The sequence below is a fragment of the Sinomonas sp. P47F7 genome (assembly GCF_049332655.1).
Lineage (GTDB): Bacteria > Actinomycetota > Actinomycetes > Actinomycetales > Micrococcaceae > Sinomonas.
The window spans coordinates 4,432,850-4,439,314 of the sequence record NZ_CP186327.1; the positions used below are offsets into that span (position 1 = coordinate 4,432,850).

At 65.0% G+C, this 6,465-nt stretch carries 8 protein-coding genes; all 8 read right to left on the reverse strand.

Features of this window, described 5'->3' with window-relative positions:
- Positions 1-280: 280 nt before the first annotated feature.
- Positions 281-1,576, reverse strand: a complete 1,296-nt coding sequence (locus ACOKR1_RS20740) for a ParB/RepB/Spo0J family partition protein (RefSeq protein ID WP_422934759.1) — start codon at positions 1,574-1,576, stop codon at positions 281-283.
- 56 nt (positions 1,577-1,632) lie between these two features.
- Positions 1,633-2,565, reverse strand: coding sequence for a ParA family protein (locus ACOKR1_RS20745; RefSeq protein WP_422936700.1), 933 nt, complete (start codon positions 2,563-2,565; stop codon positions 1,633-1,635).
- A 176-nt stretch (positions 2,566-2,741) separates the two neighbouring features.
- Positions 2,742-3,425 (reverse strand): 16S rRNA (guanine(527)-N(7))-methyltransferase RsmG, encoded by a 684-nt coding sequence (gene rsmG / locus ACOKR1_RS20750; RefSeq protein ID WP_422934760.1) that lies wholly within the window; start codon positions 3,423-3,425, stop codon positions 2,742-2,744.
- Between the two features lies 1 nt (position 3,426).
- Positions 3,427-3,960, reverse strand: coding sequence for a protein jag (locus ACOKR1_RS20755; RefSeq protein WP_422936701.1), 534 nt, complete (start codon positions 3,958-3,960; stop codon positions 3,427-3,429).
- 41 nt (positions 3,961-4,001) lie between these two features.
- Positions 4,002-4,964 carry a membrane protein insertase YidC gene (gene yidC / locus ACOKR1_RS20760; RefSeq protein WP_422934761.1) on the reverse strand — a complete coding sequence of 321 codons (963 nt, stop codon included), beginning with the start codon at positions 4,962-4,964 and terminating at the stop codon, positions 4,002-4,004.
- Between the two features lie 9 nt (positions 4,965-4,973).
- Positions 4,974-5,384, reverse strand: coding sequence for a membrane protein insertion efficiency factor YidD (yidD, locus tag ACOKR1_RS20765; RefSeq protein ID WP_422934762.1), 411 nt, complete (start codon positions 5,382-5,384; stop codon positions 4,974-4,976).
- Positions 5,368-5,796: a ribonuclease P protein component gene (gene rnpA / locus ACOKR1_RS20770; RefSeq protein WP_422934763.1), complete on the reverse strand. Its 429-nt coding sequence runs from the start codon at positions 5,794-5,796 to the stop codon at positions 5,368-5,370. Before rnpA ends, yidD begins: the two co-directional genes overlap by 17 nt.
- A gap of 49 nt (positions 5,797-5,845) precedes the next feature.
- Complete coding sequence (gene rpmH, locus ACOKR1_RS20775; RefSeq protein WP_127513203.1) at positions 5,846-5,983, reverse strand: 50S ribosomal protein L34; 138 nt, start codon at positions 5,981-5,983, stop codon at positions 5,846-5,848.
- Between the last annotated feature and the right edge of the window lie 482 nt (positions 5,984-6,465).

Consider the following 6,465-nt stretch of genomic DNA (forward strand, 5'->3'; position numbering starts at 1 on the left):
CACTCCGCCCCGCGTTGCTGGCTGCATCGCTCGCGCCTGCCGTTTCACGTGAAACGCAGAGCCGTAGCCGCCCCATGCGAACCCATTGCCGGAGGTTCGCACCCCCAGGCTGGCAATGTCTCCCCTCCGTTTCACGTGAAACATGCATCAGTTCACGTGAAATGAGCACGTTCGCTTTGATGGCTCGATCGCACCAGGCGCATCTGCCATTCATCAGGCAAGGAAAAGGACCCTCTCCGTTCGGAGAGGGTCCTTCACATTCGGTTACCAAGCCGACGGGCTACTCGTCACCTGGACTCAGAACCCCCATGATGCGGTTCAGATCCTCAACGCTCGCAAACTCAATGCTCACGCGCCCCTTACGAGCTCCGAGCGTGATCTTGACGTTCGTATCGAGCCGATCCGCGAGAGAGGAGGCGAGGAAGTCGAGCCGCTCGTGGCGAGCATTCGGCTTTGGGATGTTGGAGCGTCGTGGTTCACCCGGGTCCTCGTACAATGCGACCGCTTCCTCGGTGGCCCGAACCGAAAGCCCCTCAGAGACGATTCGCTGGGCAACGCGCTCCATAGCCCCGGGATCCGGCAGCGAGAGAAGGGCGCGAGCATGTCCGGCAGAAAGAACGCCGGCGGCCACGCGTCGCTGAACCAGCGGAGGCAGGCGAAGCAATCGAATGGTATTCGAGACCTGCGGACGGGATCGACCGATGCGATCCGCGAGCTCCTCGTGAGTTGTACCGAAGTCCTCGAGCAGCTGCTGATAGGCAGCCGCCTCTTCAAGCGGATTCAGCTGGCTACGGTGGAGATTCTCGAGCAGAGCGTCGCGAAGAAGATCGTCGTCGCTCGTGTCCCTGATGATCGCAGGGATGGTCTCCAGTCCAGCCAACTGGACCGCGCGCCAACGGCGCTCGCCCATGACGAGTTCGTAGCTTTCGCTACCGACCTCGGTTGACTTCCGCACCACAATGGGCTGGAGGACGCCGATCTCTCGGACGGAGTGCACCAGCTCGGACATCTCGTCTTCGTCGAAGACCGTGCGGGGCTGCTTCCGGTTCGGGTGAATATCGTCGACGCGGATTTCGGCGAATTGTGCACCGGGAACCTCAACGAGATCAAGTTCGTCCGAACCAGACGAGGATGCGGAAGCCGCTGGCCGTGCGACGGGCGCCTTCGCGGATGAGGCCTTCGCCGCGGGGGCCTTCGCCGCCGGAGACTTGGAACCAGACTTGGACGCGTCGGACCTCGGTGTGCCCTTCGGTTCCGCAGCGGCCGGGGCCGAATCGGTCGACTCGCCGGCCTCGGCCCCGGCAGGAGCTTCCGAAACGTCACCCCCGCTGGTCGACGCCTCGGTCGAAACCTCGGAGTCCTGCGTGGCGCCGTCGGACTCCGCTCCGTCGGACGCGGACGACTGCGGCGTTGGGGTCTCGGCGGGCGCCGCATCGAGCGGTTCGCTCGCTCGCCGGCTTTCGGGGAAGAACAGATCAACGGGACGTGATGGCGCAACCGCCCCGCCGGCGGCCGTCCCCGAGCTGGGGATCAGTGCCCCCAAGCCACGGCCCAGACCACGGCGCTTCTCACTCATGCGCGGACTTCCTCCTTTGAGCCCTCGGACGTGAGGGTCTGACCAGTATGCAAAACTCAGCGTTCGGCGATCTCAGCCGCCGCCTCCATGTAGGAGAGCGCGCCCGTCGACGAGGGGTCGTACGTCATGACCGTCTGCTGATAGCTAGGCGCCTCCGAAATGCGCACCGAACGCGGAACCACAGCCTCGAGCACCTGCTCGGGGAAGTGCTCGCGGACCTCAGCAGCAACCTGGGCGGCCAGATTGGTCCTGCCGTCGTACATCGTCAACAGGATAGTAGAGACTCGAAGCCCTGCATTGAGATGCGTCTGGATCATTTCAATGTTCTTAAGAAGCTGGCTGAGCCCCTCGAGCGCGTAGTACTCGCACTGAATCGGGATGAGCACCTCGTCCGCAGCGCAGAACGCGTTGACCGTGAGCAGACCGAGGCTCGGCGGGCAGTCGATGAAGATGTAGTCGAGCCGCTCGCGCCCCTGCTCGGCCCGCTCCTTCGCGTAGATCTCGATAGCCCGGCGGAGCCTCTGCTCGCGTGCCACGAGAGACACGAGCTCAATCTCGGCACCCGCGAGATGGATCGTGGCCGGCGCGCATTCAAGACGCTCGACGTCGGGGCACAGGCTCACGACCTCCCGGAGCGGAACGTCGTTGATGAGCACATCGTAAATGCTCTCGACCTCGGCGTGATGCTCAATCCCAAGGGCCGTGGAGGCGTTGCCCTGCGGATCGATATCGATGACGAGCACGTTGAGGCCCGACGCCGCAAGAGCGGCCGCGATGTTGACCGTCGTCGTCGTCTTGCCGACGCCGCCCTTCTGGTTCGAGACGGTAAAGACGCGCGTCGCCGCCGGCTGACGGAGCTTGCGCTCGCTCAGGCGTTCGCGCCGCTTCGCCTCACTCGCGAGCTGACTGCCGATCGGGCTGTTGTCATCGACCGCAGTCGACGAGCTGACCTTGACCTTGTCATTCGAGACCTTGGTCGGCGAATCAATCCGCACAGGTTGAGTCGACGAAGAGGATGTCACAGTTCCCGAACGCGCCGGCCCCAGGGATACGAAAGGGGGAATCCGCTGAGCCGATGACTCGTCACTGGTCACTGTTCACTCACTCTCGGTTCGCGTCGATTTCCTCACTCTAGCCTAGCCGGTAGACGCAGACCCCCGGCCGATCAGGCCGAGTCGACGGCGATCCTCACCACTGTCGTGGGCTCCTCGAGGAGCCCCTCGCCGATGACCCGAACCTCGGGATTCCGGCCCCGATACTTCTTGATGGCCTTGGCCGCCTGCTCGATCTCCTCGGCCGCGCTCCGACCCTTGATCGCCACGAGGGTGCCGGATCCGCCAAGCAGCGGAAGGGTGATCGGCACGAGCTTTGAAAGGGCCGACACAGCACGAGCCGTGACGTAGTCGGCGTTCACGAGATCCACTGCCTGCTCAGCTCGGACCCGGAACACGCGGACGTTCGTGAGGCCCAAATCGGCCACGACTTCCTCAAGCCACACCACGCGACGCTCGAGCGGCTCGATGAGTACCATCGTCAGATCCGGGCGCGCGAGGGCGAGGCACAGGCCAGGCAGCCCAGCCCCACTCCCCACATCGGCAACGGTCGCCCCCTGGGCAAACTCGGACTCGATCACCGCACAGTTGAGAATGTGCCGGCTCCACAGTCGCGGTACCTCACGAGGGCCAATGAGCCCTCGCTCGAGGCCCGACGTCGCGAGGTGCTCAACGTAGCGACGCGCCAGATCAAGGCGATCGCCGAACAGCTTCTCCGCCGCGGCGAGCTCCGCGCCCGCCAAGTCCGGAAGACCGCCGTCGTTCGCGGGAGCCGAAGCTTTCTGGTGCTCCGCCACGTCAGTCGGAGGAAACGACGATGTGGCGCTTGACGCCCTCGCCCTCGGACTCGCTCACGAAGCCCAGATCGGCCACGGCGTCGTGAACGATCTTGCGCTCGTAGGAGCTCATCGGGGCCAGGTGCACGGGCGAGGCGCCCGACTTGACCTTCTCGACGGCGTCCTCGGCGAGCGAGTGCAGATACTTGGTGCGCTCACCGCGGTAGCCGTTGATGTCAAGGACCAGCCGCGAACGGTTCCCCGTCTGCGAGAGCACCGCAAGGCGCGTGAGCTCCTGAAGGGCCTCAAGGACCTCGCCCCCCGTTCCGACGAGCGCGTCGAGCCCCTGGGTGCTCTCGTCCGCGATGACGGAAAGGTAGGTGCGGCCACCACGGACCTCAATGTCGATGTCCCCGTCGATGTCCGCGATGTCGAGGAGTTCCTCGAGGTAGTCGGCCGCGATGTCGCCCTCTTCTTCGAGACGGCTCAGCGGAGCCTGCTCGTCGTCGCCCGTCGCCTCGTCAGCCGAGGCGTCCTCGCCGTTCTCCCACTCCATGCTGCCGTCGGTGCCGCTCTCGGCGGCGGTCTCGGTAGGGGTCACTTCTTCCTCCGGTTCTTGCGCTGCGGCTGCGGCCGCTGGGTCTTTGGCTCGGGCGGCGGAGGCATGTCCTCGGGCTTCATGGCCTTCCCGGTCGTCACGTCGATCGGCGCGAGTCCCTTCGCGGCACGGCGCTCGTTGAGGGCCTTCGCGGCGGGCGAGCCGGGGGCGGGCATCCGGCGGATGACGTAGAACTGCTGGCCCATCGTCCAGAGATTGCTGATGGTCCAGTAGATGAGGACGCCGATGGGGAAGTTGATTCCGCCGATGCCGAAGACCAGCGGGAGGATGTAGAGGAGGATCTTCTGCTGGCGCATGAACGGGCTCTGCATCGCCGCCTCGGACATGTTCTTCGCCATGATCTGCTTCTGCGTGATGAACTGCGAGGCGGTCATCGCGATGATCATGAGGATCGACAGCACCGCGACGACGATGGCGTCCCCGCCGCCACCGTGCAGGAGCGAGGCGGAAAGCGGTGCCCCGAAAATACTCGAGCCATGGAACTGATTGACCTGCTCGGTGGTCATCGCCCCGATGCCGGGGTTGTTGGCTTGAGCCCCACTGACGTTGGAAAGCACGCGGAAGAGGCCGAAGAAGAACGGCATCTGGATGATCATCGGAAGGCACGCCGAGAACGGGTTGGTCCCATGATGCTTGTACAGCGCCATCTGCTCCTGCGCCATGGCCTGGCGCGAGAGCTGATCCGTCTTGCCCTTGTACTTGGCCTGGAGCTTCTGGAGGTCCGGCTGCAGCAGCTGCATGCCGCGCTGCGCCTTGATCTGCCGCACGAAGACCGGAATGAGAGCGCCTCGGATCACGAGCACGAGGCCGATGATCGAGAACGTCCAAGTCCAACCGCTCGCCGTCGGCAGGCCGATGAACGAAAGTGCCTCGTGGAAGGCCACCATGACGAAGGAGACCAGCCACTCAAAGGGCAGGAGTATTGTCCCAAGAGGGTCCATGTTGTTTCCTTATTCCTCGTCTCTCAAGCTGGCAGGGCCGCCGGAGGCGGGTTCGTCCTTCCAGTAGCGGTCGGGGTGGTTGAGCACCACGATCCGCGGCATGCGGTCGGCAGGCCAATGCCGGTGCCCGTCAGGCACCGGATCCAGACCGCCCGAATTCCAGGGGTGGCAGCGCGCGAGCCGACGAACCGCCAAGTACGATCCTCGCACAGCCCCGTGAACTGTGACGGCTTCGAGCGCGTACGCCGAGCAAGATGGGAAGAAGCGGCAGACCTGCCCGTACAGGGGCGAGACGAGCAGCCGGTAGGCCTTGAGCAGCACGATGAGCACGTTGCGTGGAAGGTTCCACACGAAACGTCCGACGGCGGCCGCCACCTGAGCAGGCGCGTGTCGCCGTGGAGCTTCACTCACCGCTGCCATCGAGGTCCTCCCGTGTGCCGCCGCCGGGTTGCGTCCCGCCGTCGACCGTTGTCCTGCCTCCAGTCGCCGGGCTCAGCCGGCGCAGGGCGCCGCGAAGCGCTGAGGCGTAGTCGCCGCGGAGGGAGGCCCAGTCGGCAGACGCCGCGGCGGGCAGAGCGCGCACCACAACGTCGATGCCCGCCGGCTGGTCCCGCAGCGTTTCCGCACTGGCTTCCCTCAGCCTCCTCTTAACGAGGTTGCGCGTGACAGCGTTCCCCACCGCCTTGGAGACGATGAATCCAAACCGCGAAGGGGCTTCGCTCTCCGAAAGGACCGCATACAGCACGACGTTCCGGCGCCCTTGGCGGACGCCGGAACGTACGGTATGCGAGAAATCGGCACCAGTGCGCAGCCGATTACGGGCGGGAAGCATCCCCTGCCCCTAACGCAGCGTCACTGAGGGAGCCGGGCGCGGCCCAGCCTCAGGCCGAGAGCTCCGTGCGGCCCTTCGAGCGGCGGGCGGCCAGGATGGCGCGGCCGGCGCGGGTGCGCATACGAAGACGGAAGCCGTGCTTCTTGGCACGACGGCGGTTGTTGGGCTGAAAAGTCCGCTTGCTCACGGTGTCACTCCAGTGGATCCGGGGCGTCTGCCCAGGCTGACTCTGGCGGACGCGGTATATGCGGTGCCTGCCGCCCGGCCGCGCCTCATGCCGGTTGCCCCGCTCAGCCTCGCGGCTGAATCGATGACATCCGAGGGCATGCGACAGGACAGTGTGCAGACAAAGGACTTAACGACGTTAGGGCACAACGGCAAACCGCGTCAAACTCGCGCGTCGATCAAGGGGACACCAGAAGCACCGGGAGCACGCTCCCGGTTGATTGTCCCCAACTGTGTCCAAGTCCACCCCCAGCCTGTGGACAGCGAGCTGCCGCGGATGCCTGGGTGAACTCCACCAGTGTAATTCACTGAGGTCCAGTGCCCTGCTGTCTTCTGGTTTTTCCGTCGTCTAGGCTTGCTCAGTGCACCTTGCTCGCGCGTGTGGATAGACGTGTGGAAAACCGCAGGGGCCAGAACACCGGCACGAAGCGGCAAGAAGGGCAT